This window comes from Nocardia sp. NPDC056541, from assembly GCF_042794235.1.
Lineage (GTDB): Bacteria > Actinomycetota > Actinomycetes > Mycobacteriales > Mycobacteriaceae > Nocardia.
Genome location: NZ_JBHTUD010000008.1, coordinates 62,469 through 87,735 on the forward strand (window position 1 = coordinate 62,469; position 25,267 = coordinate 87,735).

Annotated in this window: 17 protein-coding genes; 8 read left to right on the forward strand and 9 right to left on the reverse strand. The window is 69.6% G+C overall.

What is annotated here, in order from left to right; translation table 11 throughout:
• Positions 1–57: 57 nt before the first annotated feature.
• Positions 58–849 carry a helix-turn-helix transcriptional regulator gene (locus ACFQ9R_RS15685; RefSeq protein WP_378991307.1) on the forward strand — a complete coding sequence of 264 codons (792 nt, stop codon included), beginning with the start codon at positions 58–60 and terminating at the stop codon, positions 847–849.
• Here the strand turns inward: ACFQ9R_RS15685 and ACFQ9R_RS15690 are convergent.
• Positions 846–1,655: an alpha/beta fold hydrolase gene (locus ACFQ9R_RS15690; protein WP_378991308.1), complete on the reverse strand. Its 810-nt coding sequence runs from the start codon at positions 1,653–1,655 to the stop codon at positions 846–848. The genes ACFQ9R_RS15685 and ACFQ9R_RS15690 overlap by 4 nt on opposite strands.
• 240 nt (positions 1,656–1,895) lie before the next feature.
• On the opposite strand from ACFQ9R_RS15690, the gene ACFQ9R_RS15695 reads away from it, so the two are divergent.
• Positions 1,896–2,795, forward strand: a complete 900-nt coding sequence (locus tag ACFQ9R_RS15695) for a hypothetical protein (RefSeq protein ID WP_378991309.1) — start codon at positions 1,896–1,898, stop codon at positions 2,793–2,795.
• 91 nt (positions 2,796–2,886) lie between these two features.
• Here the strand turns inward: ACFQ9R_RS15695 and mtnC are convergent, their stop codons facing one another.
• The 4 genes from mtnC to ACFQ9R_RS15715 form a co-directional block, all read right to left on the reverse strand.
• Entirely contained in the window at positions 2,887–3,582 is a 696-nt protein-coding gene (gene mtnC, locus ACFQ9R_RS15700; RefSeq protein WP_378991311.1) for an acireductone synthase, read from the reverse strand.
• The gene (locus tag ACFQ9R_RS15705) at positions 3,579–4,148 is read right to left on the reverse strand and encodes an acireductone dioxygenase (RefSeq protein WP_378991313.1); all 570 of its coding nucleotides are present in this window, start codon (positions 4,146–4,148) and stop codon (positions 3,579–3,581) included. The genes mtnC and ACFQ9R_RS15705 overlap by 4 nt, the downstream gene beginning before the upstream one ends.
• Positions 4,145–6,004 (reverse strand): S-methyl-5-thioribose-1-phosphate isomerase, encoded by a 1,860-nt coding sequence (gene mtnA / locus ACFQ9R_RS15710; RefSeq protein ID WP_378991314.1) that lies wholly within the window; start codon positions 6,002–6,004, stop codon positions 4,145–4,147. Before mtnA ends, ACFQ9R_RS15705 begins: the two co-directional genes overlap by 4 nt.
• Positions 6,005–6,117: 113 nt before the next feature.
• Positions 6,118–8,517, reverse strand: a complete 2,400-nt coding sequence (locus ACFQ9R_RS15715; protein ID WP_378991315.1) for an arylsulfatase — start codon at positions 8,515–8,517, stop codon at positions 6,118–6,120.
• Positions 8,518–8,779: 262 nt separating this feature from the next.
• Between ACFQ9R_RS15715 and ACFQ9R_RS15720 the strand changes: the two genes are divergently transcribed.
• Genes ACFQ9R_RS15720 through ACFQ9R_RS15735 form a run of 4 tightly spaced genes read left to right on the forward strand, consistent with a single transcriptional unit; the run spans position 8,780 to position 14,179 of the window.
• A complete protein-coding gene (locus tag ACFQ9R_RS15720; RefSeq protein WP_378991317.1) occupies positions 8,780–10,357 on the forward strand; it encodes an ABC transporter substrate-binding protein in 1,578 nt (525 codons plus the stop codon).
• On the forward strand, positions 10,354–11,313 hold the full coding sequence (locus ACFQ9R_RS15725) for an ABC transporter permease (RefSeq protein ID WP_378991318.1): 960 nt from the start codon (positions 10,354–10,356) through the stop codon (positions 11,311–11,313). Before ACFQ9R_RS15720 ends, ACFQ9R_RS15725 begins: the two co-directional genes overlap by 4 nt.
• Positions 11,310–12,170 (forward strand): ABC transporter permease, encoded by an 861-nt coding sequence (locus tag ACFQ9R_RS15730; RefSeq protein ID WP_378991320.1) that lies wholly within the window; start codon positions 11,310–11,312, stop codon positions 12,168–12,170. The genes ACFQ9R_RS15725 and ACFQ9R_RS15730 overlap by 4 nt, the downstream gene beginning before the upstream one ends.
• Positions 12,167–14,179 carry a dipeptide ABC transporter ATP-binding protein gene (locus ACFQ9R_RS15735; protein WP_378991321.1) on the forward strand — a complete coding sequence of 671 codons (2,013 nt, stop codon included), beginning with the start codon at positions 12,167–12,169 and terminating at the stop codon, positions 14,177–14,179. The genes ACFQ9R_RS15730 and ACFQ9R_RS15735 overlap by 4 nt, the downstream gene beginning before the upstream one ends.
• A 50-nt stretch (positions 14,180–14,229) precedes the next feature.
• Here ACFQ9R_RS15735 and ACFQ9R_RS15740 read toward each other — a convergent pair whose 3' ends face one another.
• The 4 genes from ACFQ9R_RS15740 to ACFQ9R_RS15755 all read right to left on the reverse strand — a co-directional run bounded on the left by ACFQ9R_RS15740 (position 14,230) and on the right by ACFQ9R_RS15755 (position 17,638).
• Entirely contained in the window at positions 14,230–14,391 is a 162-nt protein-coding gene (locus ACFQ9R_RS15740) for a hypothetical protein (protein WP_378991322.1), read from the reverse strand.
• 289 nt (positions 14,392–14,680) lie between these two features.
• A complete protein-coding gene (locus ACFQ9R_RS15745; RefSeq protein WP_378991323.1) occupies positions 14,681–16,420 on the reverse strand; it encodes an NTP transferase domain-containing protein in 1,740 nt (579 codons plus the stop codon).
• 134 nt (positions 16,421–16,554) lie between these two features.
• Complete coding sequence (locus ACFQ9R_RS15750) at positions 16,555–16,845, reverse strand: MGMT family protein (RefSeq protein ID WP_378632834.1); 291 nt, start codon at positions 16,843–16,845, stop codon at positions 16,555–16,557.
• A 4-nt stretch (positions 16,846–16,849) separates the two neighbouring features.
• The gene (locus ACFQ9R_RS15755; protein WP_378991324.1) at positions 16,850–17,638 is read right to left on the reverse strand and encodes an alpha/beta fold hydrolase; all 789 of its coding nucleotides are present in this window, start codon (positions 17,636–17,638) and stop codon (positions 16,850–16,852) included.
• Positions 17,639–17,754: 116 nt separating this feature from the next.
• On the opposite strand from ACFQ9R_RS15755, the gene ACFQ9R_RS15760 reads away from it, so the two are divergent.
• Together ACFQ9R_RS15760 and ACFQ9R_RS15765 are read left to right on the forward strand one after the other, a co-directional pair.
• The gene (locus tag ACFQ9R_RS15760; protein ID WP_378991326.1) at positions 17,755–21,513 is read left to right on the forward strand and encodes an ATP-dependent helicase; all 3,759 of its coding nucleotides are present in this window, start codon (positions 17,755–17,757) and stop codon (positions 21,511–21,513) included.
• Positions 21,510–25,169 carry an ATP-dependent helicase gene (locus ACFQ9R_RS15765; protein WP_378991328.1) on the forward strand — a complete coding sequence of 1,220 codons (3,660 nt, stop codon included), beginning with the start codon at positions 21,510–21,512 and terminating at the stop codon, positions 25,167–25,169. Before ACFQ9R_RS15760 ends, ACFQ9R_RS15765 begins: the two co-directional genes overlap by 4 nt.
• The last annotated feature ends 98 nt before the right edge of the window (positions 25,170–25,267 follow it).

Here is a 25,267-nt window from a genome sequence, read left to right on the forward strand (position 1 = left end):
TTGGCTCGAGGTTGAATAGTCATCCAGGATGAGCCCGTGCAGACAGGGAGGGTTGGGGTGATACCGAAGCCATCGTTCGACGGGCCTGACGGGCCGCCGAAACCGCCGACGCTCGGCGGGTTGCTGCGGCGACTTCGCGACGATCGGCGGATTTCGAGGGAAAAGCTCGCCTTCGCGGCGGGAGTCAGCTCCAGTTACATCACCCATTTGGAGAGTGGGGACCGGGACAGGCCCACGCACGCGGTGATCGAGGCGCTCGTGCGCTACCTCGACCGGATCGCGCCGGTGACCGATATCGAGCGCAGGCATCTTTTCGATCTTGCCGGGCTCGCCCCGGTCGACAACCCGACCGTCGAGGATCTGCGAGCCGAGATCAGCACCGAGATGCGCCGAACATTGGCGCTCCAGGAACCCGATCTCGCGGCGTACGTCGACACCCGCTGGAACGTGCTGGCGGTCAACGAATCCTATGATCGCGCGTTTCCCGGACTGGTCGAGGACGTCAATATTCTGCGCTGGTTCTTCGGCAACCCGTTGTCGCGCAAAGTAATGGTCGAATGGGAGACGGAGTCCACGCTCACCGTGCACTGGCTGCGCGGTCTGATCGGCCAGCAGGGCGGCGGCGACTGGGCCACCGAATTGCTCGACGAATTGGCGCAGTATCGAGACTTCCGCCGCATCTGGGACGATGGCGACACCGTCTACGGCCGCGAGCACACCGCCATGCGGCTGTGCGATCTGCACACCGGCGAGAACTACACCGTCGACGTCCAGCTGTTCCGGCTCGACTCCGTCGCCTACCCCGGCCGTATCCAGTACTACCTGGGTGTTCGCGGTCCCGACCGTTAGATCCCGGCGGCCGCCACCGACTCGACGGCGTACGGGGTGCAGGCCGTGACCAGTCCGGCCAGCGCCGCGGCGACCTGCTCGGGATGGGTCAGCGCGCAGCCGTGTCCCGCGCCTGCCACCGTGCGTACCTCGCCCGCCCCCGACAGCCCGGCGGCCAACCGCGCGCACTTGTCCGCGGTGCTGTTGTGATCGTGCTCGCCACGCAGCACGAGCGCGGGCACGGTGATCTCACCGAGCCGCCCATGGACCGAATCGCGGCCGATCAGGCAGTCCGCCGCCGGGCGAATGGCGCTGCGATCGCCGGCCAGCCAGCGGGTGATCCAGGTCTGCCAGATCTGCGGGTCGGTGCCGCCGATCAATCGTGGTGCGAGGTCTTCGGCCAGCGGCCGCAATGGGCCCGCCCCACACCATTCGTCGAAGAAGTTCTCGTAATAGGTTTCCTCGTCCCTGGTGCACGCGTCGGCCTCGGTATCGAGCAGCGCCAGTCCGGTCACGCGTTCGGGAGCCAGCAAAGCCATTCGCAATGCGGTGTATCCGCCCTGGCTCATGCCGCCGACAATCGCGTGCTCGATGCCCAGCGCGTCGAGAACCCGCAGGCCGTCGGTGGCCAGATCCCAGTAGTCGAAGCGCGGGTCGTCGCCGTATCCGGTGCGGCCGTGACCCCGGGCATCCCAGGCCACGACATTGATATCGGTGTGCGCCAAGACTTTCCGGATCGCGTCGAACATCGATTCGTCCATGAGGAATCCATGGGCCAGCAGCAGCGTCGGCCCGTGGACGGCATCGGTGCGGAAATGGACGTTCACAGAATCGGAGTGTACGAAGGGCATTGTCGAAACATACAAGCCATCCGGTCGTTTTCGCCTGGTTGCGGACTGAATGCGGTACTCCCGTCCGGGGTAGCGCCGGTCCTGTGAATTCACTGGCGAGTGTATGTACCTCACCGGGGACAAATATTTGTGCGCGCCCTGTGGACATGTGTGTTCATGGCCGATTGGATAGGGGGCGTACCGATATTCGGCTCGAATCGGAAAATGGGGATTTTGATGAGGGTGACGGAGCAGGGGCTGGACGCTCATATAAGTCTGGCCGCCGCGGGCGACAGTGTCTCGGCGACATTCGCGGTCTGCGATGCGGAGGGCAGGGCGATCTGGTACGGCCCGTTCATCGACGCCGACGCCGACCATCCGCGCGGCGACCAACTAGCGGCCACGATGGGGGCCGCGGGCCGCGCGATCTGGCTCGCGGGGCGAGCACGCGAGGACACCGGGGTCGAGAAGGTGACGTTGCACCTGGCGGTCAGCGAAGAGGGGCTCGACGCCATCACCCTGGCTTGCACCGCGTCGATGGCCGGGCTCGCACTGGATCTGGTTGTCACCGACGACAATCCGGCACTGGACTGGTGCCAGGCGTTCGGCAGGCTCGACTGGTCGTCGGAGCCGTTGACCGGTCTGGTCGATCCGGAAACGCCACAGACGATTCCGGCACTTCGGGCGATCACCGGCGGCCTCGACCAGCAGACCGAACCACAGGAAAGGCTCGTCATGCACGAACTAGCACTCGATCCCTCGATGGAACTGCGCTCGGCACTGGAAAGTCTGCTGCTGCACGACGCTATCGGCATGGATGCCAAGATGCGCCACGCCATCGCCGCCGTCGTCCACCTCGCCGTCGACACCCCCCATGGCCCGCCCGAGGACGCCGAGGAATTCCTCGGCCGCCTCGATGCCTCCTGGCTGGTCGCGGCCTGGCTCGGCCACGACACCGAACTCTCCCTCATCGCCACCCTCGCCGCCGGCGAGATCCCCGCTCTGTCCTGGTGCGAACTGATGTTCACCACCACGCTGGCACCGTGGTCGACCAGCCCGGTCGCGGTCCACGCACGACGGGTGTTCGGGGCGGTGCAGCGGGGGTCGTTAGGGGCGCTTCGAGCTCAGGTCGGCTGAGTCAGCGCTCGACGACGGTGACGCCGAGCTCGCGTAGGCGGTGTCAGATTTCCGGCGGGAACAAGTGCCGGCAGCGCACCGTGGAGGCCGACTAGTCGGTCGGTAGCTGTGGATCTATGTCAGCGAAGGAACTCACCCAGCGGTGGGGTGGGCGTGCGGGGTTGGGCTCGTCGGGGCGGTGTACGCCGACGACTTGCCAGCCCGCGGCGACGGCGGCGTCGAGTTCGTCCGGGTGGTCGGAGAGGAACAGAATGTCCTGTGGGGGGACCCCGATGCGGTCGGCGATGGATTCGTAGGAGGCGGGTGCGCGTTTGGGGCCCGCGGTCACCAGGTCGAAGTGGTCGGTGATGAGGCCGGACAGATCGCCCGCGTCGGCGAAGGTGAACCAATCGCGTTGGTTGCGTTCGGATCCCGAGGAGTAGACGAAGAGCTGGCAGCCGCTGGCGTGCCACGCTTTCAAGGCGGGTGCCACATCGCCGAAGAAGCGGCCGCGCAGTGCGCCCGCGCGGAAGCCCTGGGCGCAGATCGCGCCCTGTGCGGTCTTGAGCGGCTCGGCTTTGACATCGGATTCCAGCCAGCCGCGCAGGATCTCGGCGACGCGGTCGGGCCCCGCATCGGGTTCACCGGCGAGCTCGCGGGTCGCGGTGAGCACCGAATCGGCTGTGCCATCGGTGTTCTCGGACAGCCAGGCGGGCAGGTGAGCGGAGGTGTAGCCGTAGAGGTCGGTGCGGACCGCGTCGGTGGGGCTGGTGGTGCCCTCGATGTCGAGGACGATCGCGCGGGTCACGCGAGCAGTTCGTCGAGCGTCGGGAAGCCCGCGCTGATCTTGTCGCCGGTGAAGTCGCCCACCCAGCCGTCGGCCTCCTCGAAGAAGCGCAGGGCGATGAAGTCGGGGGTGGTGCCCATGTCGAACCAGTGCAGCGTGCCCGCGGGGACCGAGAGCAGGTCGCCCGCTTCGCAGACGGTCGCTAGCACCGAGTCGCCCACGTGCAGGTAGAAGCAGCCACGGCCCGCGGCGAAGAAGCGCACCTCGTCCTCAGCGTGGCGGTGCTCGTCGAGGAACTTCGCGCGCGCACCGGCGGCCGTGGCAGGCCACTCCGGGTTGTCGGCGTCCGGGTGGATGCGGGCGACATCGATGTGCTGGTAGCGGCCCGAGGCGTTGAGTTCGGCGATCTGCGGGCCGTAGTGGGCGAGCAGGGTGTCGGAGTCCGTGGTGGCGGCGTCGGCGAGCACCTCCCAGTGCGAGTACGCGATGCCGTGCTGAGCCAGCTCGGCGCCGATCTCGGTGGGGTCGGTGGTGCGCACCCGGACGTCGGCGGCGCTGTCGGCGGCCATCACTTGCAGCAGGGTCATGTCGGTCCGATCTCGAGGGGCGTGGCGTCGGTTCGTCCGGTGCGGGCGATCAACTCGCACAGGGCTTCCAGGCATTCGGCGCGATCGCGCGCCTGGGCAAGAGTGTCACCCCAGGTGGTGATCCCGTGCCCGGTGATGAACAGAATCGGTGGTGCAGAGGGGTTTTCGCGGAGGTGGAGCTCGATGTCGGCGCCGATCCGTGCTACATCGGGCCAGTTCGCGAACACCGGGACCACCACAGTCGACGGGTCCGCGAGGCCGAACCCCTTGAGCAGCTCGAAACCGCTGATCCGCAACTGGGTCACCGTCTCGCCGGGTCGCGCGGCAGTGGTTGCCAGCGCGGTGGCGAAAGGGGAATGCACGTGCACGACCGCGCCTGCGGGGCGGGTGCGGTACACGGCGGTGTGAATGCTGGTCTCCGCGGACGGTTTCCGGCTCTGGCCCGAATGCGCGGTGGTGTCCGAGATCCCGACGAGCACGCAATCGTCGGCGCTCAGTTCACCTTTGGACAATCCGCTGGCGGTGATGAGCAACGCGGGCCATGTGCCGAGGCTGTCGAGGGCAGCGCCGGCCGTCACGGTCCCCGATGGTGACGTGGGCGCCTCGATCCGCACCGAGATGTTGCCGGCCGTCCCCGGCATCCACCCCCGGCCATAGAGCTGACGCGCGGTGCCGGCGATCGCCCGGCCTTGTTCGGCGAAAGCCACGGTGCTCCCGCCGTCCGGCGGATCGTCGCGTTCGGCGGTCCGCGATCCGCTGCCGGGTCCGTCCGTGGCGGTCGCCCGGCCCTGCGCGTCGAAGGAATCCGAATTGCGGTAGACCACACCGTTTTCCGTGACCACGGCGGTGACGAGGTCGGTGGGTGTCACATCGAAGGCGGGGTTGAATACCGCGGTGTCCGTCGGTGCGGTGGCGACGCCACCGAATCCGGTGACCTCGGCCGCGGCCCGCTGTTCCACCACGATCTGCGCGCCGGTCGCCATCGCGGTATCGCGGGTGGACTCCGGCGCGACCACGATGAACGGAATGCCGTGGTGACGGGCGGCCAGCGCCAGAGTGAAGGTGCCGATCTTGTTGGCGACGTCGCCGTTGGCGGTGATCCGGTCCGCGCCGACCAGCACGGCGTCGACCTGACCGGTCGCCATCGCCCAGGCCGCGGCGGAGTCGATGGTCAGGCGATGTGGAATGCCCGCCTCGGCCAGTTCCCACGCGGTGAGCCGCGCGCCCTGCAGCAGCGGGCGGGTCTCGTCGACGATCACGTCCGCGACGGCGCCACGCTCGTGCAGCACCCGCAAGGCGCCGATCGCGGTCCCCACCGCGCTGGTGGCCAGGCGCCCGGTATTGCAGTGGGTGAGCAAGCGCAGCGGCTGCCCACCGCACAGGCGTTGCACCAGATCGGCGGCGTGGGTGGCGGCGGCCAGGTTGACCCGCCCGTCCTCGGCGAGCATGTCGAGAGTCTCGGCCAGCACCGCGTCGGCGCCCTCGGCGATCCGGGCTCGCACCCGGTCGACCGCCCATGCCAGGTTGACAGCGGTCGGCCGGGCCGCGGCGATCCGGTCGGCCTCGGCCTGCACAGCCGCCACGTCGACCACGTCACCGGCGCGACCACCTGCCTCGCCGGGCGAGTGACTCGGCGAGTCCACCGAGTCGCCGTGAGTGTGCGCCCTGGTGGCGATGACCACGCCGAACGCGCCCGCGATCCCGATCGCCGGAGCGCCGCGAATGGCGAGGGTGGTGATCGCCTCGATGATCTCGTCGACGGTGCGCAGGCGCAGTTGCCGCACCTCGTGCGGCAGTCCGCGCTGGTCGACGGTGACGAGCGCACCGTCGTCCCAGATCAGGGAACTGTCGTCCATCTCCGGCGTCCTGTCTGCGTGGCGATTCTGGCTGATAAACGGTATCCGACCTGGTCGCGACTCGATCCTCGGGGCCCGCGCGCAGCGGCGCCCGGCGAATGGGCGGCGGTCCGTTACTCCGCGGCGTACTCGGCTTCGCGCTCCACCGCGTCGATCGTGCGCTGCGGGACCTGCACGGGGCCGGGCGTGTAGGTGATCGCGCGCAGGCTCCCGGTATAGCGGAACGGGCCGCGGCGCTCGCGCAGATCCCACGAGACCGGACCGCGCGCGTCGACGCCGACGGAGATCCCGGTCCACGGTGCCATGCCGACCAGCTGCACCTGATCGGTGAGTTCCGCGAGCGGCGTGCCGTCGACCTGGATGGTGAAGTCCCAGCGCAGACGCGGCTCGATGGTGGCTCGTACGGTGATCTCGCGCGTCCCGATGGGCAGCGGCACGCCCACCGACGCGTACCGCCCATAGCTGTTCACGCCGAGCACTACTTCGCCGTCCTCGATGTAGAGCAGGTACCCGCCGAGCGGGTCACCGTGCGCCACGAGTACGCCCTCGTCACCGAGCCGGAATCCGGCCACCTCGGCCCGCTCCGCGACATCGGGCGCTGCGTCCGAAGCCCGCGATGTCGTGGGCGCCGTCGCGGCGGCGGGCGGTCGGGCCCCCGTCAGGTCGGCGGTGATGGTGAAGTCGCGGTAGGCGATGAGGCGCTGGGAGCGGTAGCGCTCGAGGGTGGGGGTGCCAGGGAGGAGGCGGACCGGCGCGGCGAACCGGGCTTCCTCGGGGCGGCGGCGGAACAGGTCGGCGCGCGTCAGCAGTGGAAAGACTGTGTTGGCCCAGGCCGACTCGTCCCATGCGGTGGCGAGTTCGGCGGCCTTGTCCGGGTACTGCGCCGAAAGATCGTGCAGCTCTGTGGGATCGGCGCGCACGTCGAACAGTTGCCAGTTCGGCGCGTCGATGTCGGCGTCGGCCTCGTGCAGCGACAGCAGCTTCCAGCCGTCGCGATAGAAGCCACGATGACCGGTCATCTCCGAGTACTGCTCGGTGTGGCGCGCCGGGGCTGCCGGATCGCGCAGCAGCTCGGCCGCGGAGATTCCGTCGAAGTCCTTGGCGGGCAGCCCGTTACGCACAGTAGGGCGGTCCAGGCCCGCCAGGTCGAGCAGGGTCGGCGCGAGATCGGTGACGTAGGCGTATTCGTGGCGGATACCGGAATCGGTGCCGGTGCGCGGCAACCCCTTCGGCCACGACACCACCAGTGGCACTCGCACGCCACCGGCGAAGGTCTGGCCCTTGTAGAACCGGAACGGCGTGTTGGACGCCTGACCCCAGCCGCGCGGGTAGTGCACGCCCAGCTTCGCGGTGCCGATCAGGTCCTCGTCGTGCGGGACATCGCCCACCCAGTCGGGATCGTCGACGTGGGCGAACTCGGCGAAATAGGAGCGTGTGCCCTCCGGTCCGCCCTCGGCGGTGCCGCCGTTGTCGGAGGTGAACACGATGATGGTGTTGTCCAGTTCGCCGAGATCGTCGAGCAGGTCGACGATCCGACCCAGGCTCTGGTCGATGCTGTCGACCATGCCCGCGTACACCTCCATGTACTTGGCGTAGCGCCGCTGCTCGTCGGCCGACAGCGAATCCCACTCCGCCGCCTCGTAACCCGGCTCGGTGTTGCGCGGCTTCTGCTCGGTGCCCGGCGGGAACAAGCCCTGGGCCAGCTGTTCGGCGAAGCGTCGCCTGCGCAGTTCGTCCCAGCCCTGGTCGTAGCGACCCCGATACTTGGCCTGATCCTCGGCCTTGGCCTGCAACGGCCCGTGCATCGCCACGTGCGCGAAGTACAGGAAGAACGGTTTCTCCGCATCGTGCGCGCGCAGATCCTTGATGTAGGACAGCGCCTTGTCGGTGAGATCGTCGGTGAGGTAATAACCCTCCGGGTACTCCTCCACGTCGACCACCGAGCTGTCCGAGACCAGCTGGTTGGGATAGTAGAAGGAGTTCAGACCCTCCAAAGACCCGTAGTAGCGGTCGAATCCGCGCTGGGTCGGCCAGGAGTCCCGATGCGCCGACGGGTTCATCGTGGCGTCGCGCACCAGATGCCATTTGCCCACCGCGTAGGTGGCGTAGCCGTTGCCGCGCAGGATCTCCGGGAGTGTGAGCACATCGTCGGCCAGTTCCAGGCGCAGGCCGGGGTAGCCGGGGTCGGCGTTGGCCACGAAGCCGAAACCCGCTCGGTGGCTGTTGATTCCGGTCAGCAGCGCCGCGCGTGAGGGCGAGCACAGTGGCGTGGTGTGGTAGTTCGAGAGTCGAACACCCCGGGCCGCGAGCCGGTCCAGGTTCGGCGTCTCGATCTCGGAACCGAACGGGCCGATATCGCTGTAACCCATGTCGTCCACGAGCACGACGATGATGTTCGGCGCGCCGGCGGGCGCGGTGGGGGGATACGTCCAATCGGGGGTCGACTCCGCGGAGGTGCGACCGGCCGAGCCGCCGAAGGATGCGTAACCGCGAGCATGGGGTGGAACAGGCATTCTGGCAGTAAAGGCGACGTATTCGCTGGTCACCAGGGTTATGTGCAGTGTGCGTGGAATCGGTGACCGGTCCGCCGCAACTTGTTAGCGTCACTGCCGTGCCCACGAATCAGCCACCCTGCTGCTGTTCGTGTCGCGTCCTGCGCGGCTGACGAACGTCCACGACGTTCGCGGCCGATCCGATGTGTTCCCTTTCCCGCGGTGCGCTGTGCACCCTCCTCGGCCCGCCGCGCGGGTCGATGCGTCTTCGAGGATCTTCACCATGAGTTCAACGCCCAGTGGCTTCGGCCGCCGAGACTTTCTGCGCACCAGCGGCATCGCCGCCGCGGCCATCTTCGGCGGTGCCGCGCTGGCGGCCTGCACCTCGGCGGTCTCGGAACAGAAAGCGGGCGGGGACGGCGCGACACCGGTGCGTGGCGGCACCCTGAAGGTCGGCATCCGTGAGGACCTGGTGCCGGCGAACCTGCTCACCAACACCGCCGCGACCCCGGTCGTGATCGGCCTGGTGTACGAGTCGCTGATCCGCTACCCGAACGACAAGCTGGAACCGCAACCATTACTGGCCACGTCGTGGCAGCTCGCCGCCGACGGCCGTTCGCTGAGCCTGGACCTGCGCGACGACGTGAAGTTCCATTCCGGGCGTCCCTTCACCGCCAAGGACGTGGAGTTCTCGCTGCGCACCTACGCCGACGCCAAATGGTCGGCGCAGCTGCGTAGTTCGGCCGCCGCCGTCACCGGGTTCGACATCGTCTCGCCGACGCGGATCGTGTTGCAGCTCGCCCATCCACTGAGCAACATCTACGACCTGCTCGACACCGTGCCGATCCTGGACAGCGAAACCGCCGACAAGCTCGGCACCGGCGACACCTATATCGGCACCGGTCCCTTCAAATATGTCCAGCGCGTGCCGAACTCGCAGTTGATCTTCGAGAAGAACCCGAACTACTGGGTGCCCGAGCGCCCGTACCTCGACCGGGTCGAGGTCTCGATCATCCCCGACCCGAACGCGCTGCTGAACGCGTTGAAGTCCGGTCAGATCGCCGCGGCGCGCGAACTCGGCTACCGCGATGCCGAAAACCTGGGCAAGAGCGGCGGATTCACGGTGCACGACCTCGAAGGCGCCGAGCTGCAAGCCTATGTCGGCGTCAATGTGACCGAACCCGCGCTGGCCGATGTCCGGGTGCGCCAGGCCATCGCCTACTCCCTCGACCGCGAACGCATCATCAACGAGGTGTTCCGGGGCGCGGGTTATCCGCTGAACGTGCCGTGGCCCAAGAACTCGCCCGCCTTCGACGAATCCCGCAACACCAAGTACAACCGTGACATCGGCAAGGCCAAACAGCTCCTCGACCAGTCGGCGAGGCCGCCGAAGCTGCCGCTGACCTTCGCCCCCGGTTACGGCGAGGTCGCTCAAATCGTGCAGGCCAACCTCGCCGACGTGGGCATCGAGGTCGACCTCGACCCGGTCGACGCCGCCACCTTCGTCAAGCAGCTCACCGGCCAGCAGTTCCGTGGTCTGTGGGTCACCGACCATTCGTGGGCCCAGTTCGTCCCGTCGACTCTCACGGTGAGCGCCTACCCGTTCAACGCCCGCCGCAATGCCTCACGTTACGAATCGCCCGCCTACACCGCGGCCGCCGACACCGCCTGGCAGCTGGCACAGGGCACTGGGCCCGAAGCGGTCCGCGCCTACCAGGCCGTCACCGACCAGCTGCTCGAAGGGCTGTTCCTGATCGAGATCGGCGTGCGTTTCCAGCAGTACTCCACCGTCAACAAGGTGCACGGGTTCGCCTGGACCAAGCGGCGCGAGCCCGTCCTCACCGACACCTTCCTGTCATGACGCGCTACCTGCTGCACCGGCTCCCCTCGGCGCTGCTGGTGCTGTTCGGGGCCTCGGTGCTGATCTTCCTGCTGCTGCGGCTGGTTCCGGGTGACCCCGCCACCATCCTGGCGGGCAACGACGCGACACCGCAGACCATCGAGGTGATCCGCCACCAGCTGGGCCTCGATCGATCCATCCCGGTGCAGTATCTGCAGTGGCTCGGCGACGTGTTCACCCTCGATCTCGGTCGCTCCTACATCATCGGCGGCGAGATCACCGACCTGGTCGGCCGCGGGCTCACCAACACGCTGGTGCTCACGGTGACCGCACTGCTGCTGGCCGTGCTGGTGAGTCTGGTCGTGTCGGTGGCGTCGGTGCTGTGGCCGAGCCGCTGGCTCAATACTGTTGTCGCCGCGGCCAATACGATCGCGGTGGCGCTGCCGACGTTCGTGGTGGGGCCGCTGCTGGTGCTGGTGTTCGCCGTCGCGATTCCGGTGTTGCCCGCCGGCGGGGTGCCGCCGGACGGCTTCATCGCCCGGCCCGATATCGCCGTGCAGTACCTGCTGCTACCCGCGATCTGCCTGGCGCTGCCGGTCTCGGCGGCGCTCACCCGCTTCCTCACCGAAGCGCTGCGCACCGAACTCGCGAAACAGTATGTGCTGACGGCACGTTCACTCGGCGTCGGATATCGCGAGATCGTCACCCGTGGCGCACTGCGCAACGCGCTGCCGACCATGCTCACCGTGCTCGGCATCCAGACCGGGCAGCTGCTCGGCGGTGCGGTGCTGGTGGAGGCGGCCTTCGTGTGGCCGGGGATCGGGCAGCTCATCGAGCAGGGGATCAGTCGTCGCGATTATCCGCTCGTGCAGGTGCTGTTGCTGCTGTCGGTGGCGGTGTTCGTGGTGATCCAGCTGATCACCGATGTCGCGCACGCGTGGCTGGACCCGCGGATTCGCATCGGAGGACGCTCGTGACCGTCACCAAAACCACTGTGGCAGTGGACGAATCACCACGGCACGAGGGACCCTTGCGCGCGCTGCGCCGTGGGCAGGGACTGGCCGGGGTACTGCTGGTAGCCGTGGTGGCACTGGCCGGGGTGTTCGCCGGGCTGCTCAGCTCCTACGATCCGCTCACCCAGATCCCCGGCGCCAACCTGCTCGGCCCCAGCGCGCAGCACTGGCTCGGCACCGACCACCTCAACCGTGACGTGGCCGCCAGGGTGCTGGCCGGTATCCGGATCGACCTGCTGATCGCGCTGCTCGCCGTGCCGATCGGCGCCCTGGTCGGTGCGCTGGTCGGGCTGGCCGCCACCGTCCACCCGATCGCGGACGTGACCGTCCAGCGGGTGTTCGATCTGATTCTGGCCTTCCCCACCCTGATCTTGGGGATCACGCTCGCCGCGATCACCGGGCCCGGCTGGCACGCGGTGGTCATTGTGATCATCGCCGCCGAGATCCCGATCTTCGGCAGGCAGATCCGCACGGCGGTACTGGCCGTGCGCGAACAACCGTTCGTAGAAGCCTCGGAGGTGATCGGCGCCGACACCTGGTGGACCTTGCGAAAGCACGTGCTGCCCAATGTGATCGAACCGCTCGGCGTGCAGTTCGCGCTGTCGCTGTCGGTGGCGGTGTTCATCGAAGGCGCGATGAGTTTCATCGGGATCGGTGTGCTGCCGCCGCAGCCGTCGCTGGGTTCGCTGATCGCAGGCTCGATCGCCAACCTCGACGCCAACCCGTGGATCGCGATCGGACCGCTGATCGTGGTGGCCGCGTTGACCCTGGGATTCCTGTTGATCGCCCAAGCATTGGGCCGCGCAAGGAGATTGGCATGAGCACACCAACCGACCAGCTCGACCCCGTGCTCGACATCGACGAGTTGACGGTGAGTTTCGGCGACCGGACGGTTGTCGACCGGGTGAGCTTGCGGGTTCGCCGGGGTGAAGTCGTCGCCCTCGTCGGGGAGTCCGGCTCGGGCAAGTCGCTCACCGCGCGATCGGTGCTCGGGTTGCTGCCGGAGACCGCGCGCGCAGGCGGGTCGATCCGGCTCGCGGGCACGCAGGTCGTCGGGGCCGCCGAATCGGCGTTGCGGGACCTGCGGGGAACCAAGGCCGCCATGGTCTTTCAGGAACCGCAGACCGCGCTGAACCCGGTGCAGAAGATCGGCACCCAGATCGCGCAGGCGCTGCGCGCGCACGGCGTGACCGACAAGGCCGCCGCGCGAACCCGCGCGATCGAACTGCTGACGGCCGTGGACATTCCGGAGCCGGACAAGCGCCTCGACTGGTACCCGCATCAGCTCTCCGGCGGGCAGAAACAGCGCGTGGTCATCGCGCTCGCCCTGTCCGGGGAGCCCGCACTGCTCATCGCCGACGAACCGACCACCGCACTCGATGTCACCGTGCAGGCCGAGATCCTCGCACTGCTGCGCACCCTGCAACGTCAGCGCGGGACGGCGATCCTGTTCATCACCCACAATCTCGGGGTGGTCGCGGAGATCGCCGACCGGGTCGTGGTGATGCGCGAGGGGCGGGTGGTCGAAGAGCAGACGGTGTTCGGGTTGTTCGCCGAACCGGGCGAGGACTACACGCGGACGCTGCTGGCGGCGGTGCCGCGGTTGCCCGCGGTGTCGTCGCGGGAGGGAGATCCGGAACCTGCAGCCGATGCGGATGGTGAGAATCGGGTTGCCGCAGGGAATGCTGAGGTCAGCGAGGCTGCAGTCGATGTCGATGTCGATGTCGATGCCGGTGCCGGTGCCGGTGCGACGGGTGACGGTCGGTCGACGGTTCGGCGTGCGGCCGCGGACAACGGCGAAGCTGGTGAGGTTGCCGATGGGGTCGACGCGTCCGATCGCGTCGACCCCGAGACGGAGGCTCTCGCGGACGAACCGGATGACAACGCCACGGCAGAACCTTCGGAACGCGGTGTTCGCCGGATCCTGCGGCGGGTCGTCGTGCGTGGGCCTGCCGTTGTCGCGGAAAAGGGTGGCGGGCGAGGGGAATCCGAATACCGCGACGTGCTCCGGATCGACGATCTGTCGGTGGTGTACCCGGGCCGCCACGGCGGTGCGTCTTTCCCCGCGCTACAGGATATTTCGATCACTCTCGGGCCCCGTGAAGTCCTCGGGCTGGTCGGTGAGTCCGGGTCGGGCAAGAGCACGCTGGGGCGCACTGCGCTCGGGCTCGTCCCTGCTACCTCGGGACGGGTTGAGCTGCAGGGTGTTCCGTTGGCCGGATTGTCGCGGCGCGAACTGCGTGGACTGCGCAAGCATGTCGCGCTTGTGCATCAGGATGTGAGTGCCTCCCTCGATCCGCGACGCACTGTCGCCGACTCGATCGGCGAACCGTTGCAGGTGCATCGGGCGGCATCGGGGACTCTGTTGCAGGCCAAGGTCGAGAACCTGCTCGAATCGGTGCGACTACCGAGGGATTACGCGCAGCGCAGGCCGGGGGAGTTGTCCGGCGGGCAGCGTCAGCGGGTGGCGCTGGCTCGCGCGCTGGCCTTGGCGCCGCGCCTGCTGGTGGCCGATGAGCCGACCAGCGCGCTCGATGTGTCGGTGCAGGCGCAGGTGCTCGACCTCTTCGTCGACCTCCGTGCCGAGTACGGCTTCGCCAGCTTGTTCATCAGTCACGATCTGGCCGTGGTGCACCAGGTCGCCGACCGGGTTGTGGTGCTGCGGCAGGGCCGGATCGTCGAAACCGGCGAGGCGCGCGCGGTATTCGCCGCACCGGCTCAGGAGTACACCCGCCGCCTGGTCGACGCGGTACCCGTTCCCGATCCGTCGACGGCTCGGCGTGGGCGGGACGGATCCGGGGCAGGCGCGCTACTGAGCATCGGGGCATGACGTGGACGAGCCGCCGGTAGCGATACCGGCGGCTCGTCGACTCACGTATTTCAGTGATGGCCGGGGCGGCGCTGTTCACGCCGATCGTCCTGGCCTGCTCGCGTCATCCCTTGCGAGTCCTGCCCCTGCCCCTGCTCCTGCCGCTGCTCCTGCTGCTGGCGCGGCATCTGCTTGGGCATTTTCTTCGGTGCTTTTTTAGACTTGTCAGCCATCTCCACACGGTCCTTTCCGAGGGATAAGTGATTAAGCCTTCAACGCACTGTCCGACGCAATCCACCTCGCGTGCGGGGCGTCCCACGCCTGACCCGTCCAACAATAAGCACCATTACGGCGCGAGGATAGACCTGCGGCAAAAATAGGTTTCTGACCTGTGTGAATTCGGCGTGTCAAGCATGTGCGGGCGTGCTCCGGCCAATTAATCCGGACTTCGCCGTTCTGTGACAATGTGAGAATTGCGGCGAGTGCGCGAGATTCGACTTCGGCCATTGTCAGGAGTCGCGGTCAGGAGGGGAGGGGGATGAATTCGACGATCGAGCCGTCGGTGGCATTCGGGGGGACGATGACCAGGCCGTCGCGGTCGATCAGGCCGGCGAGGTGGGCGGTGCGGACCGTGGGGTCGCCGAGCCAGCCGCCGTCGGGGGCGTAGCGGGCGGGGGTGATGCGCTGGACCGGGGCGGTGATGTCGGCGGCGTTGTGGAGCGAGCCGAGGATTCTTCGGGGGAGGGGGGAGCCGGTGCGGGCGGCGACGATCGCGGGGGTGAGGGCGAGGAGGACGGCGATGGCGGCGAAAGGGTTGCCGGGAAGGCCGAGGACGGTCTGGCCGGTGGGGAGTTCGGCGACGACGGTGGAACCGCCTGGGCGCAGGGCGAGTCGGGGAACCAGGACGCGGGCTTCGGCTCGGGCGATGGCGGTACGGAGTTGATCGGCCGCGCCGCCGCCGGTGGCGCCGACCACGACCAGCAGGTCGAAATCCGAGGTGCCGGTGAGCATGTCGTCGAAGCCATGGGCGGTGTCGCGCAGATGGACTCGGTCGGTGACGCGAACGCCGCAGCCCGCGAGCAGATCTGGCAGGACGGGCCCGATCGAGTCGCGGGTCTGGCCGGTCTGGAGCGGGCCGGTGCTGCGAATCTCGTCGCCGGTCATGACAATTCGCGCACGCACCGGTCCGCGAACCGTACCCGTGGTGACCTCCACCGAGGCCGCTGCCGAGCGCAGGGCGGCGGTGACCCGGGTGCCCGCCGGTGCCACGAGGTCGCCGATCTTCCTGTCCTCACCGCTTTTTCGGACATCGCCGCGGATCGGGCTGTCGGGCAGGCGGGCCAGCTCGTCGCCGGTGATCGCGGCGAATTCGTCGCGCACCACCGACGTGGTGCCGTCCGGAACGTGGGCGCCGGTGGCGATGCGCACCGCCTCGCCGGGGAGCAGGCCCGCCGGCCGCGCCCCACCCGCGAATCCGACGTCGCGGCGCAACTGCCACGGGCCGTCGCCACACACGGCGTAACCGTCCATCGCCGAGACATCGAAGCGGGGAAGTGGTCCCGCGGCGGTGATCGCGGCGGCCAGCGCGGCACCGGAGACCTCGTCCAGGGCGGCCTCGTAGGTGACCAGGGGTGTGAGGCCGGAACCGATACGCTCGCGCGCTTCGGTGAGATCGAGGCGGTCCGACGCGCGGTCGGTGGCCAAGGATTCGCGCGCGCGACGGACCTCTTCCTCGGTGTCGCAGTCGGCGATGTCGGGCAGCTCGACCAGGACGGTCTCGGCGGGCACGATGGCCTTCATGGGCTGGTTCACCAGTGAATCCAGTCCGGCCAGTGCCGCCACCAGCGCACTGCGTCGCCAGACACCGACGAGGTATTGCGGGCGACCGGAAGCATCGATCGCGAAAACGGCGTCAGCGGTGGACTCGGTTGCGCTGCGCAGCAGTTCGTGGACGGTCGCATCGGTCAGGAAGGGCATGTCGGCCGCGAGCACGACGACCAAGGGCGCGGTGGAGCCGAGTGCGGTGAGGCCGGTGCCGATCGCCGCGACCGGGCCGGAACCCGGTGGCACCTCACGAACCTGCCCGAACCGCGCATCGAGTTCGGGGCGATGCGGACCGACCACGACGACCTCGGCACAGTCGCGCACGGCATCCAGCGCGGCATCGAGCATCGACCGCCCACCGATCATGATCGCCGGTTTGTCGACCCCACCCATCCGACTGGCTCGCCCACCGGCGAGCACGATCGCATCGGCGGTCATCGGCTGACTCGGAATCGGGTGATCGGCACGAAAGTCATGCTAGTAGGCGCGGCCCCGATGCTCGAGACCCCGCAGCCGAGCGGGCCGCTCCCGCCGGGAAGTCCGTGGCGGATGCGGAGCAACGATCGGCGTGCTCAGAGACGCGCCGTCCGCAGAACGACCCGGCCGTCGACGATCGGCACGCCCTCCTCGCCGAGAAGCCGGAGCTGACGAGCGGCCAGGTGGGCGGCGGGACGTCCGGACGCGCCGATGACACGGTGCCACGGGAGGTCGGCGGAATCGGTGCGCATGATCCAGCCGACCGTGCGGGCCGAGGACAGCCCGGCCGCGGCGGCGATATCGCCGTAGGTGGCGACCCGGCCGGGCGGAATCGCGGCGACCAGTTCGCGGACCTTCTCCACCTGTTCCTCCGTCGTGACGGCCACCGGGCTACAGCACCGCGGCGATCAGCGCGGCCGTGTCGGCGGGGCGGGCCTGGGCGACCATGTGGTCGCAGTCCCAGACCTCGGCGGTGAACGTGTCGAGGTGGGCGGTGAGGGCGTCGAGGAACTCCGCGGTGACATACGGCGGCTGCACCTTGGCGGCGCGCACCAGCACCGTCGGCAGGTCGGCGGGCGGCAACACGAACGGTCGCGCCAGCTGACCCCAGTACGAGGTGATGGCCGGTTGGAAGATGCGCCAGCCGACCCGGCCGCCCTCGGTCGGCACGAGGTGCTCGGCCAACTCCCGTTCCAGCACCTCGGGATCGACCTCGTCGGGTCCCCACGCGCTGACCTGCTTGTCGGAGCGGGCTTCGGCGAGATCGGTGTAATCGGGGGAGGCCAGGTTGGCGAGGGCGACCTGCTCGATCAGCTTCGCGTCGATGCCGATGGCGGGATCGAGCAGGACGAGCGCCCGCACGAGGTCGGGGTGCTGCCGGGCCAGATAGATACCTGCGGCGCCGCCGAAGGAGTGGCCGACCACAACGACCGGGCCGTCGGTCTCGGCGCGCAGCAGCTGCGCGAGATCGGCGACGATCGTTTCCAGATCCCAGGGCGGCAGCGAGGTGGAGCGGCCGTGTCCGCGCAGGTCGGGGGCGATGATCCTGGCCTGGGGCAGATGCTCGGTGGCGAGGGTTTCCCACCGGTTGCCATGGCCGGTGAGACCGTGCAGGGCGAGGACGACGGGACCGTCGGCGGGGCCGAATCGGTGCACATGAAGCGACGACACGACTGCCATTCTGGCCGGTCGCGCGCGGTCTCGCAGTACGGCCCTCGCGGTAGGGGTGCGCCGGTGTGTCGGACTGGTCTGTTGCAATAGCCGATGTGGTGCGATCGGATAGCTCGGTGCGACTCGTGCGCCGGACAACGCGGGCGCCCCGGCCGCGGGCCTGGGGCGCGTCCGTTCGCGCGCTGTTCGCCGAGCAGGCCCAGCCCGCGCCGCCGCGCCCCGGGTGGCGACCCTGGCAGGTGATGGGCGGGCCGGGGACGGGCAAGACCGCGCTGCTGGTCGACCTGGTGACCGCGCGGATCGCCGACGGTGCCGACCCGGCGTCGGTGCTGGTCCTCACACACACCAAGCACGCGGCCGCGGCGTTGCGGGATGCGATCACCCACCAGCTGGGGCCCGCCGCGGGTGGTATTCCGGGCGCGAGCCGGGAACCGATGGTGCGCACACTGCACTCCTACGCGTTCTCGGTGCTGCGCCGGCACGCGGATCTGCACGGCAATCCGCCGCCGCGGCTGCTCACCGGCGCCGAACAGGACGCGGTGCTGCGGGAGATGCTGCGCGGAGATCTCGCCGACATCGAAGCCGGGGCGGGCGGTTTGTGGCCGCCGCGATTACAGCCCGCACTGGCATTGGGCGGGTTCGCCGAGCAACTGCGTGACCTGATGCTGCGCGCGACCGAGCGCGGGCTCGGCCCGGAAGACCTGATGGCGCTCGGTCGCGAGCACGACAACGACGCGTGGGTGGCGGCCGGGCGCTTCTTCCAGCGGTACGAACAGGCCTCGATGCTGCGGTGGTCGGTCGGTGTCGCCGCGCCGGAGGCCACCGCGCCCGCGCTCGACGCCGCGGAACTGGTCGGCGCGGCGCTCGATGCCCTGGCCGGCGACCGGAATCTGCTCGCCGCCGAACGGGATCGGATCCGCTACCTGCTCGTCGACGACGCCCAGCACCTCGACCCGCAGGCCGCGACACTCGTGCGCGCCATCGGCAGCGGCAGCGCGAGCACCGTTGTCACCGGCGACCCGGACCAGGCCGTCTTCACCTTCCGCGGCGCGGATTCGCACTTCCTCACCGACCTCGACACCGTCGCGCAGCGGCGAATCATCCTGCGTCACAACCATCGCAGTGGCGCGCCGATCCGCTTGGCGAATGCGCGCATCGCGGCGAGGTTGCCGGGGAGCGCGCGGCACCGGGTACTGCCGGGACAGGAGAACGAACCACCCGAGCCCATGGGGCAGCCCGTCGTCGGCCAGGACCCGGCACTCGAGGGCGCCGTCGATCTGTTCGCCCACGCCGGTCCGAGCGCCGAACCAGATCTGTGGCCGGTGCCGCAGGACCTGCCGCCCGAGGACGAACCGCCGCCCGAGGACGCGTGGACGCCCCCGGCCGATCTGCCTCCCGCCGACGAGTCGAGTGTGCGAGTGCGGGTGTTGTCGACGCCGGCGAAGGAGGCGGCGCTGATCGCCGACCATCTGCGCCGCGCGCACCTCACCGATGGTGTGCCGTGGTCGGCGATGGCGGTGATCGTGCGGTCGGTGCCGTTGTCGCTGGCGCCGTTACGGCGGGCCCTGCTGGCAGCCGGGGTGCCGGTGCGCAGGCCCGCGGTGGCCGAGCCGTTGGCACGCCGGCGCGGGGCGGCGTGGATGGTGCTGGCGCTGCGGGTGTTGCTGGCGGGGGATGCGTCGCGGCCGGGGTCGCGCCGGGCGATCGATGCGATGTTCTCGTCGGACGACGCGATGGATCTGCTGTCCGGGCCGCTCGGCGGGGCCGACCAGATCGCCCTGCGTCGGTTGCGGCGCGGTGTGCGGCGCAGCGTGCTCGACCTGGAACGCACGGGTGCGCTCGCCGAGCCCTTGGTCGATGGAGCCGACCAGTTCCTGCTCTGGGACGAAGCCGTGCCCGCGCCGGAAATCGCTGAACCCGAACCGGATCCGATCGACGACGAATGGTTGCCGCCCCCGGACCCCGAGGATCCGCTGCGCCCGGAACCCGAACCGGACTGGGACATCGCCGAACGGCTGCCCGACGATATCGACCTCCTCGATGCCGAAAACCAGCCCGCCGCGCACACCGTCGTGGAAACCGTGCGCCCGGAGTCGCCCGCGGTGCCGCTGGTCGATCAGTCCTCGGCCGAGGTGCTGCGCGACCTGATCGTCGGTATCGGCGAGGAACGGCTGCTCGACGGGCTCACCGAGGTCGAGGCGGCGCCACTGCGCCGCGTGTTGCGCGCGGTGGCGAAGGCGAAACAGACCCAGGCCAGGGGGCAGGGGCTCGAAGACGTGCTGTGGACGTTGTGGACGAATTCGCGGCTGGAGCGACGCTGGTTCCGGCAGTCGCGACGTGGCGGGGCGCCGGGCATGCAGGCCGACCGCGACCTCGACGCGGCTGTCGAATTGTTCGATGCCGCTGCCGCTTACGTCGACCGGTTGCCCAAGGCGAGTATCGACGGTTTCGTCGAATATCTGCTGCACCAGCAACTCGCGCAACAGGGTAGGCCGCTGACCGCCGAGGGTGAGGCGGTGACCCTGCTCAGCGCGCACGCCGCGGCGGGCCGGGAATGGGATGTGGTGGCGGTCGCGGCCGTGCAGGAGGGTATCTGGCCCAACCCGCGCTCGCGGGGCACGCTGCTGCACACCGAGGATCTCGTCGACCTGGTCGCCGGGGTCGATCCGAGCGCGACCGTGAGCCGCGCCGCGCCGATCCTGGCCGAGGAACGCAGGCTGCTGCTGGTGGCGTGCAGCCGCGCGCGACGGTCGTTGCTGGTGACCGCCGTCGAATCCGCTGCGGGAGACCAGGATCTGGTGCCCTCGCGGTTTCTCACCGAACTCGTCGGCGACGACGACAGCGGCGAACCCGGCGCGCTGCCGGTCGCCGATCCCGGACGGGCGCTGGTGATGCACGCGCTCGTCGCCGAACTGCGCGGGGTGGTGTGTGATCCCGGTGCCGACCCCGAGCGGCGTGACCGCGCCGCTCGGCAGCTGGCGCGGCTGGCCGACGCGGGCGTGCCAGGTACCGACCCCGGCGACTGGTACGGCACCGCCGAACTCAGTTCGCAGCGCGAACTCTGGGACGACGACGATTCCCCGATCGGGTTGTCACCGTCGACGGTCGAACTGCTGCGCACCTGTCCGCTGCGATGGGCGCTGGAACGCCACGGTGGCACCGACGGTGACAATCCGCACGCCGTGAAGGGCAATCTCGTGCACACGCTCGTGCAGGCGCTGGCGGGCGATGTCCCCGAGGCGCAGGTGCGGGCGGCGCTGGATCAGGCGTGGAAAACGGTCGACCCGGCCGACGGCTGGCATTCGCGCCAGGAACTACGCCGCACCGAGACGATGCTGGAGACCTTCCTCGCCTGGGTGCGCACCACGCGCGGCGAGCTCACCCAGGCCGGGGTGGAGGTGCCGGTGGACTGTGTGCTGCCCGCGCGCACGGAAGGCGCACGGGCCGTACGCATTCGGGGGCGCATCGATCGGCTCGAACGAGATGCGCAGGGGCGCTTCGTCATCGTCGATGTGAAGACGGGCAAGACGCCGGTCAGCGAGAAGGCGGTGGCCGATCACGCGCAGCTGGCGACCTACCAGGTGGCCGCCGCGCACGGGGCGCTGGACGAGGACGAGTCCGACGAACCTGCCCCCGTGGCCGACCCCGGTGGCGCGCGGTTGGTCTATGTCGCCAAGCCGAACCGCAAGACCGGCGCGGCCGAACGGACACAGAGCGCGCTCGACGGCGACGGCCTCGAGCAGTGGCGCACCACCATTCACGACGCGGCCGACGCGACGCGCGGGCCCGGCTATCTGGCGGTGCGCAACGACGGGTGCAGGCACTGCCCGGTCGCGGGCAGTTGCCCGGTGCAGGACACCGGACGGCAGGTGACCGACGAGTGAGCGGTGTGCGCGTCACCCCGCAACGGTTGGCCGACGCGCTCGGCCTGCCGCCCCCGACCGATGAGCAGTCGGCGGTCATCGCCGCGCCGCCGGAGCCGACGCTGGTCGTCGCGGGCGCGGGCGCGGGCAAGACCGAGACGATGGCCGCGCGCGTGGTGTGGATGGTGGCCAACCAGCTGGTCGCTCCGGACGAAGTACTCGGGTTGACCTTCACCCGAAAAGCCGCCCAGCAGTTGACCTCCCGGATCCGGACCCGGCTCGCCCGGTTGGCGGGCGCGCCGCTGCTGCGTGAGATCGATCCCAGTGGCGCGTTGCGCACGATCGTCGCCGGTGCCGAGCCCGAGATCAGCACCTACCACTCGTACGCGGGCAGGCTGCTCACCGCGCACGGACTGTTGTTGCCGGTGGAACCCTCGGCGGCGCTGCTCACCCAGACCCAGTTGTGGCAGCTCGCGCACGAGGTGGTGCGTTCCTGGGACGGCGATCTCGACACCGATCGCACGCCGGTCTCGGTGACCGAGGCGGTGCTCGCCCTGTCCGGGCAGCTCGCCGAACATCTGGTGGAACCGGAGCAGTTGGCCGAGGCACACGCGGAGCTGGAGAAACTCGTCTACACGCTGCCCGCGGGCCCCCGGCAACGCGGCGGACCGAGCCAGGCACTGGTCGGCGTGGTGACCGCGCAACGTGAGCGCGTGGCGCTGCTCCCGCTGGTTCGCCAGCTCGCCGACGCGCTGAACCGCCGTGGCGCACTGGATTTCGGCTCCCAGATGTCGCTGGCCGCGCAATTGGCTGTCGACCATCCGGAAGTCGCCGCCGCCGAACGCGCGCGGTTCACACTGGTCCTGCTCGACGAATACCAGGACACCGGACACGCGCAACGGGTGCTGTTGTCGGCGCTGTTCGGCAATGCCGAAGCGGTACAACGAGATCGGCAGCGAGAGCCGGTGCGGATCCGGGGTGAGGAGCACCCGGCTCGAACACGCGAAGCCGACACGTTGTTCGCGATGGATGAGCGCGAAGATGCCATCGCGGGCACCCGGTCGCCGGCCGATCACCCTGGCGCGCGGATGTCTAGCGCTGGTGCGCGTGGGGGCGAACGGCCGCGAGGCGAGCCGGCGGCCCGCGAGGGCAGCAGTCGCACCGTGCCGGGGGAATCCGCCCCGCTCTCGCGTGCGCTCGCGGTGACGGCGGTGGGTGACCCGATGCAATCCATCTACGGGTGGCGTGGCGCCTCGGCGGCCAACCTGCCGCGCTTCGCCACGGACTTCCCCGCTGCGCCAGGGGTGCCCGCGCCGGTGTTGCCGCTGCTGACCAGCTGGCGGAACCCGCCCCAAGCGCTGGCGCTGGCGAACCTGGTGGCCGATCCGCTGCGGGCGGTGGCGCGGGCGGCCGGTGGGGCGACGGTGGACGCGTTGCGGGCCAAACCGCAATCGCAGGCGGGGGTCGTCGAGTTCGCGCTCACCGAAACCATCGCGCAGGAGCGGGACTGGATCGCCGAGCGGATCGCGCGCGAGTGGGCGACGGCGCGGGAGAACGAGGGTCCGCCGCCCACCTCGGCGGTGCTCATCCGGCGCAATGCCGATGCGGCGCCGCTGGCAGAGGCCCTGCGCGAGCAGGGATTGCCGGTGGAGATCGTCGGACTCGGTGGGTTGCTGGCGACGCCGGAGGTCGCCGATATCGTCGCCACTCTGCGCTTGATCGCCGAGCCGGGGACCGGAAGCGCGGCGGTCCGCATTCTCACCGGGGCCCGGTGGCGGATCGGGGTGGCGGACCTGGCCGCACTGGCGCGGCGAGCGCAGATGCTGTCCATCAGCAGCGGGTCGGGTGCCACCGACGCCATCACCGACGCGGCCGGACTCGCGACGGCGTTGCGCGAGGTCGCGCCCGAACCGACCGAGAAAGCCGGTCTCGCCGACGCCATCGCCGACCCCGGTGCGGCGGACCAGTATTCGGAGGCCGGGTTCGCGCGGATCGCTGCCCTGAGCGAGGAGCTGGCCGCACTGCGCGAACGCAGTGGGCAGCCGCTGGTGGAACTCGTCGCCGATGTCGAACGGACGATCGGCGTCGGGGTGGAGACCCAGGCCAGGCGGGCGATCGCCGGTGGTGGCGCCGGACGCGAGCACCTCGATGCCTTCGCCGAGGTGGTCGCCGGGTACGCGGCCGATTCCCGGGCATCGCTGAGCGGCCTGCTCGCCTTCTTCACCGCGGCGGAATCGGTCGAAAACGGTTTGGAGCCAGGCGAAGTCGAGGTCGCGCGCGACCGGGTGCAGGTGCTCACCGTGCACGCCGCCAAGGGCCTGGAATGGGAAGTCGTCGCCGTGCCGCACGTGAGCGCCACGGTGTTCCCGTCGACCACCGCACTGAGCACCTGGCTCGGCGCGCTCACCGAACTCCCCACCACGCTGCGCGGCGACCGCGCCCAGCCGGACGCGTCCGAGGGCGTGCCCGTCCTGGACTTGAGCGCCGTGGGTGACCGCTCCGAACTCGAACACGCGATTGCCGACCACAAGGACGCGCTCAAGAGCCGCCGGCTCGACGAGGAACGGCGCCTGTTCTATGTGGCGCTCACCAGAACCGAACGAGTCCTGCTGGTTTCGGCCTACTACTGGCCCGAGACGGGGACCTCGCAGAAGGGTCCGTCGGATTTCCTGCTCGAGCTCAAGGAGGCGAACGAGAACCCGGGCAGCGAGGCCTACGGCGTCGCCACCGTCGCCCGCTGGGACGACAAGCCACCACCGGACGCGGTGAACCCGTTCGCCGACAACCCGCCGACCGCCCCGTGGCCACGCGACCCACTGGGCAACCGTCGCGATCCCATCGAACAGGGCGCCGCCCTCGTCCGCGAAGCACTCGACGAATTGCGCAGCGGCACATCGGTGGCCCACAGCACCGCCGACGATCAGGCCGAGATCGACGACCCCGAGGGCTGGGTCAACGATGTCGACGCCCTCCTCGCCGAATTCACCGCCGCCGAACTCGCCGAACAGCAGGTGGAACTTCCCGGCCAACTCCCCGCCACCGCCCTCGTCGAACTCCGCGCCGACCCGACCCGCCTGGCCGCCCGTCTGCGCCGCCCGCTCCCGTACCCCCCGAACCCGATGGCCCGGCGCGGCACCGCCTTTCACGCCTGGGTGCAATCCTGGTTCGGCACCGAACAGCTGCTCGGCCTCGACGAACTGCCCGGCGCCGCCGACAGCACCACCGAAATGGGACGCGCCGACCAGGAACTCGCCGCCATGCAGTCCGCCTTCCGCCGCTCACCGTGGGCGCACCGCAATCCGGTCGACGTGGAAGTGCCCTTCGAAACCAGCATCGCGGGCACGGTGATTCGCGGTCGCATGGATGCCGTCTTCGCCGAACCCGGCGGCCGCTGGATCGTGGTCGACTGGAAGACCGGCGCCGAACCCGGCCCCGCCGACGAGCCCGCCGTCGCCGTGCAGCTGGCTGTCTACCGCCTCGCCTGGGCCCGCCTGATGGCCGCGCGCACCGGCGAGACCGAGGACCGGATGCTCCAACGTGTCGGCGCCGCATTCCATTACATCCGCTCCGGCCGCACCATCGCCCCCGCGCGACTGGCGGGCCCCGCCGAGCTGGAGCGCCTCATCCGCGACGCCGCACCGGAAAACGCCGACACCGATCCACACGAGGTTCACTGAGCCGATAGTGTTGCGGTCGCCGCCGGGTTTTCGGCCGCCTTGATCTGGACTGACCAGAGGGTGCGACGAAGGAGTGCCCGGCGGGAGGGAAGACCAAG